Here is a 17015-nt window from a genome sequence, read left to right as displayed (position 1 = left end):
CTCATACTGTTCAACTTCGCTTCTGATCGTCGACTGCCCTCGGGCATCGCAGGTCGTGTCGAAGTCAATGAGAACCACACACCCTGGCTCGCCTGCGAGCCGGCCTCACCGCGGAGGACCCCATGGACCTGCAACTCATACTGGCGTTGGCCGCCGGCATCGTGACGATCGTCGTCATCGTGCTCGCAACCCGACTCGACGCCTTCATCGCCCTGCTTCTGGCGGCCGTCGTCACCGGCATCGTCGCCGGTCAGGATCTGCTCTCGATCATCGACTCGATCACCACCGGCTTCGGCGACACCCTGGCCAGCATCGGCATCGTCATCGGCCTCGGCGTCGGCATCGGCAAGATCCTCGAAGTCTCCGGAGCCGCCGACTCCCTCGCCCGCGCCTTCCTCCGTGCCTTCGGCAAGGGCCGTGAGCCGTGGGCGATGGGAACCGTCGGCTCGCTCGTGTCCATCCCCGTCTTCTGCGACTCCGGCTACGTGATCATGAATCCGCTGGCTCGTTCGATCGCCCGCGTGAAGAAGGGCGGCTACGTCACCCTCGCGCTGGCTCTGGGCTGCGGTATGACCCTGACTCATCACATGGTGCCGCCGACGCCGGGCCCTTTGGCTGCCACCGGCATCCTCGGTGCCGACATCGGATCGGTCATCCTCGCCGGCATCGTCTTCACCGTCATCCTCCTGCCCGTGGTCGTCGTCTACGCGCGCTGGATCGGGCCGAAGCTCGAACCCGTGCTCAACAGCAAGGTCAGGCACGACGTCTATTCCGAGGTCTCGGCCGCCTCGGCGGAGGGCACCGACGAAGGATCATCCAGGGTGTCCACCCTCACGGGCGACCATGAGCACTCCGGCGACAGCTCCACCGACTCCGCGACGTCGGAGGACGCGGCCGGCGCCGACCGGTCCGCTGGCCCTGTCAAGAAGCCCGGCGCCTTCCTCGGCTTCCTGCCGCTCATCGTCCCGTTGCTGCTCATCGTGGCCAACACGGTCGGCACCGCAATCGACAAGAGCGCACAGGGAGAGCTCGCCGGCGACGCGTACGAACCCTCCGCCTGGGTCGCTCCGCTGGCATTCTTCGGCAACCCGGTCGTCGCCCTGATCATCGGCCTCATCCTCGCCGTCTACACGCTGCTGCCCCGTGTGACCCCACGCAATCAGGTGCAGAGCTGGCTGGCCGACGGTGCCGCCTCGGCCGGTCTCATCCTCCTCATCACCGGCGCCGGCGGCAGCTTCGGACTGGTCCTGCGCGAATCGGGTGTCGGTGACGCCCTCGCCGAGGCGATCGCCTCGATCAGCCTGCCCGCGCTTCTCGTCCCGTTCCTCATCGCCTCCTTCGTCCGCCTGGCTCAGGGATCGGGTACGGTCGCGATGATCACCGCTGCCTCGGTGACGGCTCCGCTCATCGCCCCGCTGGGACTCGATCCGCTCGTGGCCGTCATGGCCTGCACCGCCGGTTCGATGGTCTTCTCCTACTTCAACGACTCCTACTTCTGGGTCGTCACCCGATTCGCCGGACTCGACGGCATCAACGCCATCAAGGGCTGGTCGGGAATCACCACTGCCGTGTGGATCTGTTCCCTTCCGCTGCTGTTCGTGCTCGACTTGATCGTATGAGCACCTCCCACATGCCGGATCCCGGCACGACGGCAGCTTCCCCCTCGGCGCAGGCGAGCCCGCGCATCCTCATCGTCGCCGACGACCTCACCGGCGGCAACGCCTGCGGGGCCCTGTTCGCCGAGGCGGGGCTGCGAACGATCACCGTCACCGACACCAGCCCGGCCGGTGGCGTCGATCTCGGAGGTCTGCTCGATGACTTCGATGCGGTCGTCGTCAACACCGACTCCCGCCACCTGCCGCCGCAGCAGGCCGGCACGGTCTACTCAGAACTCATCGAGTCCGCCGGTGCCGTCGACCTCGTGGCCTGCCGCATCGACACCACTCTGCGCGGCAACGTCGGGCCGGCTGCAGCCGCCGCCATCTCGGCGCGCAGGCGTGCACTGACCGCGCCCGACGGTCCGCAGTGCCGCGTCCTGGGACTGTGCGTGCCGGCCTTCCCTGCCGCCGGCAGAACCACCGTGCAGGGGCGGCAGCTGCTGGGCGGTCGCCTGCTCGAACACACCGAGCTCGCCTACGATGTCCGCTCCCCCATGCACACCTCCGTCATCGAGGAGATCCTCGCCGCCGGCACGGATCTCGACTGTCACGTCATCGCTATCGCGACCGTCCTGGCCGGCCGTGAGGCCGTGGCCACCGCCGTGCTCGACGCCATCGGGGAAGGGGCCGACGTGCTCATCGCCGATGCCCTGACCACCGACCATATCGAGCTCGTCGGTTCCGTCATCGCTGAGATCAGCCACGACCTCGCCGAAGCGGCCAGTCCGGAGATCCGCAACCGCGCAGGTCTGGCCGACGGTGAGCTGTTGGACTGGGTGACCATCGATCCCGGGCCCGGCAGCCTCGCCCTGGCCCAGTCACGGCTGCCTGCTCGTGCCGATGGCATCCTGCTCGGCATCTCGGGCTCGGCCACCGAGGTCACCCGCTCTCAGCTCGCGGCCGTGGCCGAGGACCCCACGGTCACGGTCCTCCGTGCACCCGTGGACGACGCGGGCCTGCCCGATGTCGAGGCCACACTGGGCCTCATCGATCAGGCCGCCTCGGCGCGGGCGATCGTCATCGCCACCGTCCTCGAGTCCAGCGATCTGCGCGAACTCACCGATGCCGAATCCGAGCAGACGACACGGCGATTGGCACTGATCGCCTCAACGGTCATCTCCACCATCCCGATCTCCGGCCTCTACACGACCGGCGGAGACGTCACCGCCACGGTGATGCGCGAGCTCGGCGCAATGGGGATGGAAATCGACAAGGAGATCGTGCCCCTGGCCGTGGGAGGCCGCCTCGTCGGCGGGCGCGCCGACGGACTGCCGATCGTCACCAAGGGCGGTCTCATCGGCAACGCCGCCACTGCCGTCGAATGTCTCGAATTCCTGTCGACCACCGCCCGCGTCAGACGAGACTGAATCGTGCACGACGAACCATGCACCCCCACCCGCCGCCAAAATCCGAACCATCTGAGGAGACAGCAATGACAGCACCAGCACTCGCCGTGACCGTGGGCGATCCCGTCGGAATCGGACCGGAGATCACCGCCACCGTGCTCGCGGAGTTCGCGGGCAGAGACGATCAGCACGGAATCGCCGTCGCGGATCTGGCCGTGATGAGACGTGCCGTCGACGTCCTCGGACTCGATGTCGAGCTGCGCGCCATCTCCGACTGGTCGACCCCGTCGGCCGGCGAAGGTGTCATCGACATCTTCGACATCGGCGTGCTCGGCGATGACCTTCCCGAGTGGGGCGTCGTCGACGCTCGCGCCGGCAGGGCTTCGGTGGCCGCGATCGAGATCGCCACCCAGGCGGCCATGGATCAGCAGGTCGCCGGCATCGTCACCGGCCCCATCAACAAGGAAGCCGTGTGGAAGTCCGGATCGCAGCACCTCGGGCACACCGAGATGCTCGGTGAGCTGACCGGAGTGACGAAGCAGGACACGATGTTCGTCGTGGAGAACACCAAAGTCCCCGACCACAAACTCCAGATCTTCTTTGCCACCCGCCACATGTCCCTGCGCAAGGCCATCGACGCCCTCACCGTCGAGACCCAGATCGACTCGATCGAACGCGCCCATCGTGCCCTGCAGCTCTACGGCGTCGCCTCGCCGAGGCTGGCCGTCGCCGCGCTCAACCCGCACGGTGGTGAGAACGGCGCCTTCGGCGACGAGGAGATCGAGATCCTCCGTCCGGCCGTCGAGAAGGTCAATGCCGGTGGCGCCTTCGAAGTCGCCGGACCGATCCCGGCCGATTCCGTCTTCCATCAGGGGCTGACCGGCCGCTTCGACGGCATCCTCTCGCAGTACCACGACCAGGGACACATCGCGTCGAAGACCTTCGACTTCGATGGGACGATCTCGGTCACTGTGGGCCTGCCCATCCTGCGCACCTCCGTCGATCACGGCACGGCCTTCGACATCGCTGGTCAGGGCATCGCCGATGCGGGCACCATGCGCTCGGCCTACCGGGCGGCGATCGGTTACGCGCCGTTCGTCGACGGCATCCGCGCGGAGTACCTGCCGAAGTAGGCTGAGTCATATGACCGACCGCGGCGACTGAGCCGCGGTCGGCTCCGTGACCGAGGAGAGGAAGACAGATGGCGATCCGATCAGGGACCCAGCGGCGCCGCGAAGCCATTCTCGGCCTGCTCAAGACCGGATCGTGGAGCATCCCCCGCCTGGCCGGGGCCCTCGAGACCTCGGAATCGACGATCCGCCGCGACCTGCGCGATATGGCCGCAGACGGTGAGATCATCCGCACCATCGGCGGAGCCGCTGCCGCAGGGTACGTCGAACCGCCGCTGGGTGAACGGATGGAACAGCAGGCCGAAGCGAAGGACGCCATCGCCGCCCGCGCTCTCGCACGCCTCGACGATGCGCGAGTGCGCACCGTCTTCCTCGATGCCGGATCGACGGCTGTGCGTCTGGCCGAGAGGATCAGGGACCGCAGCGAGCTCACCGTGGTCACCCGCGGCCTCGAGATCGCACTGACCCTTGCCCATCCTGCCGGACCCACTGTCATCATGATCGGCGGTGAGGTCTCGACCCTGTCTCACGGAACGACCGGGGCGCTGTCGGACCATGCACTGGCCCGCATCCATGTCGACATCGCGTTCCTCGGCGCTGATGCCGTCGACACCGCTCAGGGGCTCGGCGAACCGAGCCTCGACGAGGCCCGGACGAAGGAGCTCATCGCCGAGCGCGCCGGCGCTGTCATCGTCCTCGCCGACAGCTCGAAGGCAGGCCGCGAGGTCGCCGCCTGGGCACCGCTGCCGCCCGGTTGGACGTGGATCGACGAACACGGGGAGCACGCGCAGGGCTGACGGCTCGCAGCCGCCGATCCGACCGTTCTCACACCTTCTGTTCGCGCGCCATCTGCCGGACGTAGACGGGAGCGGCGACCAGCGCCGGCAGCATCACGAAGCCCACTGGCACAGCGGTGATGACGATCGCCGACTGCAGAGCCTCCACTCCCCCGTCGCCGAGGCTGATGAGCACGGCGGCTGTGATGCCGATGAGCAGAGCCCAGGTGGCGCGCAGCCTCGGAGAGGGTTCCCCGGAGGTCATGCACGACTGGGACATCGCAAACGACATCGAGTCCGTGGTCGTGGCGACGAAGGTCATCGTCAGGACGAGGAAGCCGAGGCTGATGACCAGCGACAGCGGCAGGTGACCGCTGATCGCCATGACCGCCGCGGGCAGTCCGCCCTCCATGAGCGGCTCCGAGATCGCCCCGTCCGACTTCTGCTCAAGGAAGATGCCTGTGCCGCCGAGCACTGTGAACCAGAAGGTCGTGGCCACGGGAGGCAGCACCGTCGTGCTGATGAGCAGATCGCGGACCGTGCGGCCCTTGGAGATCCGGGCGACGAAGATCGCCATCAGCGGCGCATAGCCGAGGAACCAGCCGAAGAAGAAGACGGTCCACCCGGACAGCCACTCGGTGTCTCCGCGGTAGAGGGTCATGCTGAAGAAGTCGGTGACGTAGAGGGCGAATCCGTCGAAGAAGCTCTTGACGACGAACCACGCCGATCCGAGCACGAGCACCGCGGCCATGAGGCCCAGCGCCAACCACACGTTCGCGGAGCTGAGGAATCGGATGCCGCGGTTGACTCCGGAGAAGACACTGACTCCGGCGACCGCGGTGAGCGTCGCGATGACGAGGAGCTGGACGGGATAGACGTCGGGGATCCCGAACAGCGAATTGAGACCGTAGGAGACCTGGAGGCCGAGGAAGCCGACCGGGCCGATGGTGCCTGCCGCGACTGAGATCACGCACACGACGTCGACGATCGCAGCGATCGGTCCGGTGGCCGCACGCCTGCCCATGATCGGATACAGAAGGCTGCGGGGGCGAAGCGGCATGCCTTTCTCGGCAGCGCGCATCATGACGATGGCACCCAGCGAGCCGAGAATCGCCCAGGCGAGGAAGCCCCAGTCGATGAAGCTTGTGGCCAATGCTGCAGCCACTGCGTCGACTCCGCCGCCGTCGGAGAAATACGGTGGTCTCGAGGTGTAGTGGTACATCGGTTCGGCGGCCGCCCAGAACACTCCCCCTGCCGCGAGCAGGGTCATCATGATCATCGCGATCCAGGAGAAGCGGTTGAAGTCCGGTCGCGCCTGGTTGCCCAATCTGGCCTTCGCCCAGGGAGTGAAGACGAGGACGAGCGCGATGAGGAATGTGGCCAGCAGCAGGATCTGCCAGTACATCCCGAAGATCTCGGCACAGGCGGCGAACCCGGCCCCCACCCAGCCCGACATCCGATCAGGGACGATGAGAGCGAGGGCGACGAAGCTCGCGAGGATCCCCACGCTCGCCCCGGCCACGGGCCGGTCGAGGCGGCGGGGGCCGATATGGCCGGGGTCGTCTGTCGCAGGAGGCGTCTCAGCCGCCTGATCGGCGGAGACCGTGCGGGTGCTGGTCTGGCTCATGGGTGGCGCTGCCTTCCGTGCCCCGCTGACTCTGCCGTCGGCTGCGGGGCTGTTGGGTATCGATGCTCGTTCCGTCTGGAATCGCAGCGGCCCAGTCTAGGGGGCGGAGCACCGAAACGGTCCGGCGGCCGAGGGATTTCCGCTCGATTGTGGGACGACTCACCCGCCTCGGTGGTCTGCCCTGGGACATCCGCGCCGTTCCCGGTTGAGCGCGGTCGTCGCCGGTCTCACTCCCCGTCGACCTCGAGCAGCACCTTGCCGATCACGGAGCGGGATTCGAGTTCCCTGATCGCTGCTGCCGCCTGCGCCAGCGGATACCTCGCATGGATGCGCGGATTGAGATGCCCGGCGGACACATACTCGGCCACGGCCTGCCACTGTTCGTCGATGAGAGACGGATGACCGACAGTCGCCGCGCCCCACGCGACACCATCGACGGAGATGTTCTTCAGCAGCAGGCGGTTGACCTTGATCGAGGGAATCTCGCCGGCGGTGAAGCCGAGGACGAGCAGCCGGCCGAAGGGTGCGAGCACTCGCGTCGAATCGGTGAAGCGGTCGCCGCCGACAGGGTCGAAGACGATGTCGACGCCGCCCGGGAAGATCTCCTTCGTCGCGTCTTTGAAGCCGTCGGCGAAGACGACATGCCTCGCGCCGATCTCACGAACCGCGTCGGCCTTCGCTTCGGTCGAGACGACGGCGACGACGTCGAGGCCCATCGCCGAGCCCAGCTGCACCGTGGCCGACCCGAGGCCTCCCGCAGCACCGTGGACGAGAAGACTCTGGCCCGGCCGGGCATCGGCGCGCACACGCAGCGCGAAGTCAGCGGTGAGCACGTTCATCGGCATACCTGCGGCATCGGCCAGAGAGACCGTGTCCGGCACCTTCACGGTGGCCTCGTCGGCGGCCACAAGGTACTCGGCGAAAGTGCCCGAGCCCGTGATCGCCGCGACCCGATCACCGACGGCGAACCGGGAGCCCGGCCCCGCCTCGGCGACAGTTCCGGACGCTTCGGAACCCAAGGTGAATGGCAGGTCATGCTTGACCTGATACATCCCGCGCGTCTGCAGCAGCTCGGGGAAGGTCACTCCGGCGTAGGCGACCTTGATGAGCACTTGGCCCGGCCCCGGAACCGGACGCTCCACATCGAGATGCTCCACATCATCGGGCCCGGTCAGAGCGGTGACGCGAATGGCTTTCATAGTTTCCTCGCTAACGTTGTGGCCCACGCGGAACGCCCCGGCTCCGGTGGCGGCGGTCTTCTCACGTCTATCACACCGCGCGGCTATGACCGTGATCACTTTCACGGCTTGACTCCCCCGCCCGGGATGAATACTGTGAACTCTACTGAACGATTGTTCACTCGGGAAGGTCAAGGATGACACAATCACCGGCAGGGTTCGATGTGGACAGCATCGGCCGATGGATCGAGCAGAGATTCGGGGTCAGCGAATTCGAGGTCGAAGTGATGTCGGTCGGTCGCTCGAATCTCACGTTCACCATCCTCGTCGACAGCAGTCCGCGGTGGGTGCTGCGACGCCCGCCCCTCGGCCACGAAGGCGGCAGTGCTCACAACGTCGCCCGCGAAGGCCGGATCATGGCTGCTCTCGACGACAGCAGCGTTCCGGTGCCGACCGTCCTCGACATCGTCGATGACTCGGAGGTCCTCGACGTGCCCTTCGTGTTCATGGATCACTGCCCCGGGTTCCCGATCAACACTCCCTCCGAGTGGGAGTCCATCCCTGCTGAGAATCGCCGCGACTGCGCCTTCGGCATGGTCGACGCCCTGGCGGCGATCCATTCCGTCGACGTCGATGCTGTCGGTTTGTCCGACCTGCGCCGGCCGGGCGGACTGATCGACCGACAGCTGCGCCGCTGGATCGGGCAGGTCGAGAAGATCGCGATGCGCGAGACCCCGATCATCCATGAGGTCCATGACGTCCTCCGCGAGGCCATGCCCGACCCGGTGGGCTCGCCCGTGGGAATCGCGCACGGGGACTTCAAACCGAACAATCTGATCTTCGGTCCTTCCGGCGCGGTCAACGCCGTCGTCGACTGGGAGCTGACAGCCATCGGTGAGGTGCTCACCGACCTCGGCTATTTCGTCGCCATGCTCACTGTGCCCGAGCAGTACACCAGCATCTGGGTGCCCCGAACCGATGACGGCTTCCCGACCACAGACGAACTCATCGACCGCTACCAGGAAGTCAGCGGTCACGAAGTCCACGATGTCGGCTACTACTCGGCGTTTGCGATGTGGAAGCTCGCCTGCATCCGTGAAGGCGTCTACACACGGCTGGCGACAGGAAAGATGGGTGACCTCGATCTCGACCCGGACGAGGCCGGAGCCGGTGTCGAAGACCTCGCTCGCCAAGCACTCGACCTCCTGGAGAGATCATGACCTCGCCTCTGGCCGGCAAGCGCGCAGTGGTCACCGGGGCCGCAGGCGGAATCGGTGCCGCAATGTCCGCCGAGCTCATCGCACGCGGGGCGACAGTCGTCCTCGCCGACCTCTCCCCCACAGCCGGCGGCACCGCCGCCGAACTCGGCCCCTCGGCATACGCATGGACAGGGGACGTGTCTACGGTTGAGGGGATCGCCGCGCTCATCGAATTCTCCGACGACCGCCTCGGCGGGATCGATCTGTACTTCGCCAATGCCGGGATCATCGGTCCGGCGATGCTCGGGGAGACCGATGCGGACTGGGATGCGATCATCGACATCAACATGCGTGCTCATATCCGCGCCGCGCAGGCCCTGGTCCCCCGCTGGCAGGAGGCCGGATCCGGATATTTCGTGGCGACCGCCTCGGCGGCGGGTCTGCTCACACAGATCGGTTCGGCCGCCTACTCGGTGACCAAGCACGCCTCGGTCGGATTCGCGGAATGGCTGGCCATGACCTATCGCGATGACGGGATCCGTGCCTCGGCGATCTGCCCGATGGGTGTGAACACGAATCTGCTTGACGATGCCGGATCCGGCGGAGGAACCGCCCAGAAGGCCGTAACCTCGGCCGGGACCGTCCTGGAGCCCGCCGAGGTGGCCGTCATCGTCCTCGACGCGGTCGAAAACGAGCAGTTCCTCATCCTCCCGCATCCCGACGTCCTCGACATGTACCGGATGAAAGGCAGCGACTACGACCGCTGGCTGCGGGGAATGTCCCGTTACCAGGCCCGACTCAGCGAACAGTGACACCGAGACTGACCACCGAGTGAGACCCGTCTGAGACCAGACCTCTCAGCAATGTGAGACCCATCGAGAAGCAAGGAGCCCCCGTGTTGGAAATCAGCGAACGCGGACGTGAGTATCAGCAGCGTCTGAACGCGTTCATGGACGAATTCGTCTACCCGGCCGAGCCGGTCTATGCCGAGCAGATGGCCGCGGCGGCCAGCCCTCACTCGCAACCGCAGATCCTCGAGGACCTCAAGGTCGAAGCGAAGAGGCAGGGCCTGTGGAACCTCTTCCATCCGCACCCGGAATGGGGACCCGGCCTGACGAACCTCGAGTACGCTCCGCTGGCCGAGATCACCGGACGCAGCCTGGAGATCGCTCCCGAAGCGATCAACTGCAATGCACCGGATACCGGAAACATGGAGGTCTTCACGGTCTTCGGCACCGATGAGCACAAGGAGAAGTACCTGGGGCCCCTGCTCGAGGGTGAGATCGCATCGGCCTTCGCGATGACTGAGCCGACTGTGGCCAGCTCCGATGCGACGAACGTCGAGATGAGCATGGAACGCACCGACGACGGGTTCGTGCTCAATGGCCGCAAATGGTTTGCGTCGAACGGAATGCACCCGAATTGTCGGGTGCTCATCGTCATGGGCAAGACCGACCCCACCGCCGAGGTGCACCGCCAGCAGTCGATGCTCGTCGTGCCGATCGACGCCCCCGGAGTCACGGTCGTGCGCAACCTGCCCGTGTACGGCTACGCCGACCGGGAAGGCCATGCCGAGATCGTCTTCGAGAATGTGCACGTGCCTCTCAAAGACATCCTCAAGGGTGAGGGCGAAGGCTTCGCCATCAGTCAGGCGCGCCTGGGTCCGGGCCGCATCCACCACTGCATGCGTGCCATCGGAGCCGCCGAACGTGCGCTCGAACTCATGGTCAGACGCGCCGAATCCCGGGTGACCTTCGGTGAGAAGCTGTCGAACCGGGCGAACATCCAGGACTGGATCGCCGAATCCCGGATCGAAATCGATCAGGCTCGATTGCTGACCCTGCACGCCGCGGACAAGATGGACAAGTACGGCAACAAGGTCGCGAAGAACGAGATCGCGGAGATCAAGGTCGTCGCACCGACGATGGCGCTGAAGGTCATCGACAGGGCCGTTCAGGTCCACGGCGGCGGCGGAGTCACCGAGGACTTCCCCCTGGCCCGCATGTGGGCGCATATGCGCACCCTGCGTCTGGCGGATGGACCGGACGAAGTGCACAAACGCTCCATCGCCCGCAATGAGATCAAGAAATACCGCGGCTGAGATCGGCTCTTCCGCGCTGCAGTGAGACCCCGCCGGGCCCGCGGCATGGTGTGCGAGCCCGGTACCACCTGCGAAAGGATGTTCAATGACGAACAGTTGGTTCGACGACCGACCATGGATCACCACTTTGGGCGATATCGCTCAGGAGCCCTATGTGCTGCCGGAATCGACGCCCTTGGCCGATCTGGCCGCCACGGTCGAAGCCCGCGGCGACGAGGAAGGCATCACCTACTACGGATTCACCCTGACCTGGGCAGAGTTCGACCGGTGGTCGACGGCATTCGCCGCCTTCCTCTCTGCCCACGGCATCAAGCCCGGCGACAGAGTCGGAATCTATGACCAGAACACCCCCGCGTTCGCGATCTCCACCTACGGGATCTGGAAGGCCGGAGGCACCGTCGTCCCTCTCAACCCCATGTACCGCGGCGAGCTCGAGCACATCTTCTCCGACTCCGAAGTCAAGGGACTCATCGTCTCTCAGGCCGCCTACCTCGATCGGGTCAAGGACTATACGGCAGACGTGCCACTCGTCGTGCTCAGCGACGACCGAAGCTTCCAGACGGACGGCCCCGAAGCGATCTACGCAATGTTCGACTCGCTTCCGCGGTTCGATGAGCTGCCGCCGGCCGAGGGACGTTTTGCATTCGCAGACGCGGTGCAGAGCAATCTCGATACCGACTTCACCCCGCACTCCCCCGCCCCTTCGGACCTCGGGCTCATCGCCTACACGTCCGGCACCTCGGGACGGTCGAAGGGAGCGGCAGCCACACATGCGAACATCTCGAGCAATTCGCGCTACTGCCTGCGCAACCCGATACTGGGCCCCGGTGACGGCTACGTCTCACTGGCGCCGCTGTTCCACATCACCGGTTTCATCTGCCAATTCCTTGCTGCTGTCGCCGGCGGCGCCCGTCTCATCCTCAACTACCGTTTCGAGCCCGGTTCGCTCATCGCCCTGTGCGAACGGGAGAAGCCTGCATACATGGCGGGCCCGGCCACGATCTACACAGCGATGATGGCCCACCCTGATTTCAGCGCCGAGAAGTTCGCTTCCTTCAAATCGCTCATGTCCGGCGGTGCACCGCTGCCCGAGGGGCTGGTGAATAAGTTCGAACAACGTGCCGAGATCTATGTCGGTCAGGGTTACGGCCTGTCGGAGACCTGCGCTCAGGTCGCCACCGTGCCGCACGGATTCCAGGCCCCGGTCGACCCGGACAGCGGGAACCTTGCCTGCGGTCTGCCGCAGGCGGACGTGATGATCCGCATCCTCGATGATGACGGTCAGCCGGTGGGGCCCGGGGACGTCGGGGAAGTTGCGATCTCCGGACCTCAGGTGGTCTCCAGCTACCTCAACAACCCGCAGGCCACGGCCGAGCAGATCCCGAACGGCGAGCTGCACACCGGCGATGTCGGGTTCATGAATGAGGACGGGTGGCTGTTCATCGTCGACCGGAAGAAGGACATGATCAATGCCTCGGGCTTCAAAGTGTGGCCGCGTGAGGTCGAGGATGTGCTCTACACACACCCGGCAGTGCAGGAAGCCGCTGTCGTGGGCATCCCCGATGACTACCGGGGAGAGGATGTGGCGGCCTTCGTCACGCTGCAGCCCGGCGGCGAGGCGACCGCAGAGGAGATCATCGCCTTCTGCCGGCAGAGGCTCGCCTCCTACAAGGCTCCGCACCGGGTGACGTTCCTCGATCAGCTGCCGAAGACGAGTTCCGGTAAGATCCTGCGGCGGACCATCCGCGCCGATGCCGTCGAAGCCGCCCAGGCGGCCCGAGCAGCGGCGGGTCCCGCCGACTGAAGGCAGCCGCCTCGAGTTGCGGACGATTCGTACCGGATTTTCAGCAGAATTCGACACGGATCGTCCGCAACTCGATCATTCGGGTCGCGTCGGTGTCGTTCAGGGGACGCGTGATGCCGGGTAGTTGTCTGCTTCGCTGACGATTTCCGGAGTCTGGTCGGCTTCCTCAACGATGCTTGCCAGTTCCCACCGGCCATGGACCGGACAGCGCTGGAAGCGGTAGGCACCGAAGCGGATCGATTTGAATGAGACCAGCGGAATCCAGCGCGTGCGGTAGTACCCGCCACCGGAGCAGCGGACGATGACTTCATCGGCATACGTCTTCTCGCTCATCACCTCAGGCTACTGCATGGTGCCTTAACGACGCCGAGGCGGGACGCTGAGGTTCAGCTCAGGCTGACGGTTTCGGCACCGCCGATGGAGGCGAAGCGGTCGGGCTGACAGGTGAGCAGGATGACCTGGGACTTGCGCCCGACATTGCCGAGGATGACGTTGAGCGCAGCCAGACGCTGCTCATCGGAGAAACCGAAGGCATCGTCGAGGATGACCGGGGCACCGGATTCCCCATCGACGAGCGTGGCCACGGCGAGGCGGCCGATGAGCGCCAGCTGTTCCTTCGTCCCGCCCGAGAGCGCCTCGAAGGCGACGGTGCGCCCGTGGAGCGTGCGAGAGACGATTTCGAGATTCTCGGAGATCTCCACCGACAGCCCCTGCCCGAAGATCACTCTCCCCAGCTTCTCGATCGCCTCCTTGAACGGGGCGACGTACCTCCGCTGAGCCTCTTCCTTATGGGTGAGCACGGTCTCGCGCAGCAGTCGGATCGCATTCGCCTGTCGCTGCAGACGCGAGAGCCGCGCACGCAGAGATGCCAAGGATTGCTCTGCGGCTTTGAGCTTGTCGTAGATGCCTTCGGCGGCACGATCGTCGATGAGTGCCGAGAGCTGGTCGACCTCTTGCCGGTCCTTCTCCTGCTGCTTCTGCTTGCTCTCGACGAGCTGGCGAGCGTTCTGCAGTCGCATCTCCAGGGTCTCGGGGTCGGCGGCCTCGTACTTCGAGCGTGCGGCCGCGGCCTCGTCTTCCAATTGCGTCAGCGTCTCCGCAGCGGCAGTCAGGGCTTCGTCGAGTGACTCATCGGAGTTCGCTTCCCTGTCCGTGCTGAGCCGGGTGCTGAGGTTCTGCAGCGTCGTCGCGGCCTGCTCACGCGTCGACTGCGCACGCACGGCCGCCACACGTGCCTCATCCCGGTCGGCACGGATGCGGTCGAGTGCAGTCCTGACCGTCTCGACCTGAGCAGTCGCGTCGTCGACTGCTGCCGTCGTCGATTCGACCCTGTCCTCGAGATCGTCGATCGACGTTGCCGGCTCGCTCGTGTCAGCCGAGTCTCCCGCCACGTGTTCGGCTCGGGTGAGGGCCGCATCGAGTCCGTCGCGGTCGTCGTCTCCGATGAGCACGCGCAGAGTCGATGTGGCCTCGGCCAACACAGCCTCGGCGTCGGTGCGCACTTCGCTGCGTTCGCGTGCTTCGTCGAGGGTGGTCACGCCGAGGCGGCCGAGTTCGGCATCGAGACGGGACTGTGCGGATTCGAGTGCCCGGTCGAGTTCGGCCGGAGACTGTCCAGGGCGAACGGTGATGTCGACAACGGAGTCGATATGGATCTGCAGGTCCGTGGTGACGGCGAATTCCTCGGCCACGTCCTTCGGCACATCGGTTCCGTCGATGCTCACTGTGGTGTCGCCGAGGCGATGGGCGATGATCTGGGCGGCAGCTGAGGTCTTCGCGTTCTGCGCAATGCGCAGCTCGGTGAACAGTCCTGCGAGTTTCTCCACGTCTTTCGCGGTCACAGTGATCGACCCGATCGTCGCTCTCGCTTCGGCAGCTCTGCGCTCCTGCTCGCGGATGTCGGTCAGCCTCTTCCGCAGAGCGTCGACCTGACTGCGAGCGCGGGTCCGATTGAGATCGGCGGCTGCGGTCTTCGCCTCCTCCTGAGCGCTGACAAGTGCGGCCTGTTTGGCCTCGAGGCTCTTCTGCGCTTCAGCGAGAGACGAGTCCTCTTCCTGCTGTGCGGTCGTGACCTTCTCGAACGCGTCGTCGGCAGTCTTGACCGCCCGTTCAGCATCAGTCACCTCGGTGATGAGTGCCCGGCGACGGTCTCGCGCCTCCTCGGCACGCTGGCGTTCTCTCTGTGCGACGCCTGCGCGTTCGAGAGCTCGATCGAGTTCGGTCTTGAGCCCGGACACGGACTGCACAGCCTGTTCGGCGTCTTCGCGTTCGGTCACGGCCGATTCCAGCTGAGAGCGCCCGTTCGTCAACCGTTCGGTTGCTCGAGCATGCCGGTCGACCAGCGCGTCCATGTCGGCACTGCGAGCCTTCAGCTCGCGATACTGTGCTTCGGAACCGGGGATTTCCTCGGTGAGTCTGCGCAGCTCACCTGTCTCCTTCCCTTTGGCCGTGAAATACCTCAGATATTCGGATTCGACCCTCTCGAGGAAGACATCGTGGTCGGCCAGCTCTTCCCCGGTCTCGCCCAGAGCTCCGTGCAGAGCCTTGATCTCGGCCAAGGACGCCTGGTCGAGGCTGTGGCCCTGCGCGACGTCGAGGGCGTCGAGCAGGTCGACGTCGACGGTCTCGTCGAGGATCGCCAAGAACCTCTCATGTGCTTCGGTGCCGCTGAGTTGTTCGGGCACGGGTGCGAGGATGCTCAGCTCGGTGAAGGGCTGTTTGATCCAGCGTTTGCTGTAGCGGAGTTCGTAGTCCCCGGTGCTCAGGTGCAGTTCGACCTGCGGGCCGACGTCGGAGCCGACCGGTTGAGTGTCTTTGACACTGGCCTTGCGAGAGCTGTCCTTGTCCTCGCGCAGCTGGGTGATGGCCTGATGGATCGAGGACTTCCCGACCTCGTTCGGACCTTCGACGATCGTCACTCCGGAGCTGAAGTCGACGGTGGCGTCGGTGATGGCGCGGTAGTCGATGAGGCGGATGGAATGGAGTCTCATGAGCCGCTCCTGGCGAATCGGTAGAGCAGACCGAGTGCGTCTTGGGCCGTAACTGCTGAGTCGTCGTCTGCTGTGGCTCGCGCGGAGAGCTCGTCGAGGGCCTCCTGCAGGTATCCGCTCAGTCCGAGATCGGCGAAGTCGTCGTCGGCAGCGACGACAGCCAGGTCCATGTGCCGCTCCCAGAGGGAGACGAGTGCGAACAGGTCGGCGAAGTGGTCGAGCTGTTCATCGAGGCGGGCTTTCGCCGCCGTCGGCAGAGTGCCGCGCAGGACCAGCCACACCGCCGTGCGGTCCTTGTCCGGAACGGCGTTCATCCGCTCTTCGAGCTCGGTGACATCCTCGGCGGAGTTGAGGTCGGCTTCGATGACGGTGAAGGCCCACGTGCCCACGTGGACCTTGTCGACCTCGGCCCGGTGGGTATCGGCGTCGATGTCGACGACGAGCACATTGCCCGGATCGGTCTCACGTCGGGAGGTCACCTCTGGTGCTCCCGGGTACCAGATGCGGTCGGCGACTTCGAAGGTCGCGTGCCGGTCACCGAGCGCGACGAACTGGGCGCGATCCTCACGGAGCAGAGACTGCAGATGGTCGGTGTCGATGGTGGCCAGCGATTCCCGGTCGGGGTCGAGGACGCTCACGGCTCCGTGGCCGGCGATGATGCGGATGCCACGGTCGGCCACCTCGGCGAGGTCATTCGTCGCTGCGGCGACGAGATCCCCCTGGGGATGTTTGGAGAACCAGGGGGCTCCGACGATGTCGACCCCGGGGACGACGGTGAACGGATCGCTGCTGCGCAGGACGTGCACATGGGAGGGCACTTGCGAGGAGAAGGCCTGAGAGTCGTAGATCGATGCGGCGTCCAAGGGGTCGTGATTGCCGGGAAGCAAAACGACAGGGACCGTGAACGCGTTGAGGACTTCGAAGGTGCGGGCGATGATGGCTCGGTCGAGCTGGTTCGTTTCGAACACGTCTCCGCAGACGAGGACGAACTCCGCGTCCGTCTCGGCGGCGAGCGCACCGATGCGGGCGACGGCGTCGAGGCGGGCACGGTGGAATCTCGGGCGCGCCTCTTCACTGAGGTAGTGCGCGGTCATACCCAGCTGCCAGTCCCCCGTGGCGATGAATCTCATCTGCTCCTCCTCGATCGGTCCCATCTTACGGTCGCGGGTTCACCCTATCGGCAGCCACTGACGTGAGTGATCTGCA

The 17015-nt window shown here is 65.7% G+C and carries 13 protein-coding genes; 8 read left to right on the top strand and 5 right to left on the bottom strand.

Annotation, left to right across the window (positions count from 1 at the left end):
* The first annotated feature begins 122 nt into the window (after positions 1-122).
* The 4 genes from HF684_RS06575 (at position 123) to HF684_RS06560 (ending at position 4931) form a co-directional block, all read left to right on the top strand.
* Positions 123-1619: an SLC13 family permease gene (locus tag HF684_RS06575; RefSeq protein ID WP_169251842.1), complete on the top strand. Its 1497-nt coding sequence runs from the start codon at positions 123-125 to the stop codon at positions 1617-1619.
* On the top strand, positions 1616-3025 hold the full coding sequence (locus HF684_RS06570; RefSeq protein ID WP_248279142.1) for a four-carbon acid sugar kinase family protein: 1410 nt from the start codon (positions 1616-1618) through the stop codon (positions 3023-3025). Before HF684_RS06575 ends, HF684_RS06570 begins: the two co-directional genes overlap by 4 nt.
* A 65-nt stretch (positions 3026-3090) precedes the next feature.
* A complete protein-coding gene (gene pdxA, locus HF684_RS06565) occupies positions 3091-4137 on the top strand; it encodes a 4-hydroxythreonine-4-phosphate dehydrogenase PdxA (RefSeq protein ID WP_169251841.1) in 1047 nt (348 codons plus the stop codon).
* Positions 4138-4205: 68 nt separating this feature from the next.
* Positions 4206-4931 carry a DeoR/GlpR family DNA-binding transcription regulator gene (locus HF684_RS06560; protein ID WP_169251840.1) on the top strand — a complete coding sequence of 242 codons (726 nt, stop codon included), beginning with the start codon at positions 4206-4208 and terminating at the stop codon, positions 4929-4931.
* Between the two features lie 28 nt (positions 4932-4959).
* Here HF684_RS06560 and HF684_RS06555 read toward each other — a convergent pair whose 3' ends face one another.
* The gene (locus tag HF684_RS06555; RefSeq protein WP_169251839.1) at positions 4960-6537 is read right to left on the bottom strand and encodes a BCCT family transporter; all 1578 of its coding nucleotides are present in this window, start codon (positions 6535-6537) and stop codon (positions 4960-4962) included.
* 227 nt (positions 6538-6764) lie between these two features.
* Positions 6765-7736: an NADPH:quinone oxidoreductase family protein gene (locus HF684_RS06550; protein WP_169251838.1), complete on the bottom strand. Its 972-nt coding sequence runs from the start codon at positions 7734-7736 to the stop codon at positions 6765-6767.
* A gap of 176 nt (positions 7737-7912) precedes the next feature.
* Between HF684_RS06550 and HF684_RS06545 the strand changes: the two genes are divergently transcribed.
* The 4 genes from HF684_RS06545 (at position 7913) to HF684_RS06530 (ending at position 12819) form a co-directional block, all read left to right on the top strand.
* A complete protein-coding gene (locus HF684_RS06545) occupies positions 7913-8935 on the top strand; it encodes a phosphotransferase family protein (RefSeq protein WP_169251837.1) in 1023 nt (340 codons plus the stop codon).
* Complete coding sequence (locus HF684_RS06540) at positions 8932-9726, top strand: SDR family oxidoreductase (RefSeq protein WP_169251836.1); 795 nt, start codon at positions 8932-8934, stop codon at positions 9724-9726. The genes HF684_RS06545 and HF684_RS06540 overlap by 4 nt, the downstream gene beginning before the upstream one ends.
* A gap of 83 nt (positions 9727-9809) precedes the next feature.
* Positions 9810-11015, top strand: coding sequence for an acyl-CoA dehydrogenase family protein (locus HF684_RS06535; protein WP_169251835.1), 1206 nt, complete (start codon positions 9810-9812; stop codon positions 11013-11015).
* Between the two features lie 85 nt (positions 11016-11100).
* The gene (locus HF684_RS06530) at positions 11101-12819 is read left to right on the top strand and encodes an AMP-binding protein (protein WP_169251834.1); all 1719 of its coding nucleotides are present in this window, start codon (positions 11101-11103) and stop codon (positions 12817-12819) included.
* 99 nt (positions 12820-12918) lie between these two features.
* Here HF684_RS06530 and HF684_RS06525 read toward each other — a convergent pair whose 3' ends face one another.
* The 3 genes from HF684_RS06525 to HF684_RS06515 are packed head-to-tail and all read right to left on the bottom strand — an operon-like array spanning position 12919 to position 16939.
* Positions 12919-13152, bottom strand: coding sequence for a hypothetical protein (locus HF684_RS06525; protein WP_169251833.1), 234 nt, complete (start codon positions 13150-13152; stop codon positions 12919-12921).
* A gap of 53 nt (positions 13153-13205) precedes the next feature.
* Complete coding sequence (locus tag HF684_RS06520) at positions 13206-15809, bottom strand: AAA family ATPase (protein ID WP_169251832.1); 2604 nt, start codon at positions 15807-15809, stop codon at positions 13206-13208.
* Positions 15806-16939, bottom strand: a complete 1134-nt coding sequence (locus HF684_RS06515; RefSeq protein WP_169251831.1) for a metallophosphoesterase — start codon at positions 16937-16939, stop codon at positions 15806-15808. The genes HF684_RS06520 and HF684_RS06515 overlap by 4 nt, the downstream gene beginning before the upstream one ends.
* Positions 16940-17015: the final 76 nt, after the last annotated feature.

Source organism: Brevibacterium sp. 'Marine', assembly GCF_012844365.1.
Lineage (GTDB): Bacteria > Actinomycetota > Actinomycetes > Actinomycetales > Brevibacteriaceae > Brevibacterium.
Note: the sequence above shows the minus strand (reverse complement) of the source record. Positions and strands in the feature narration are given on the sequence as shown.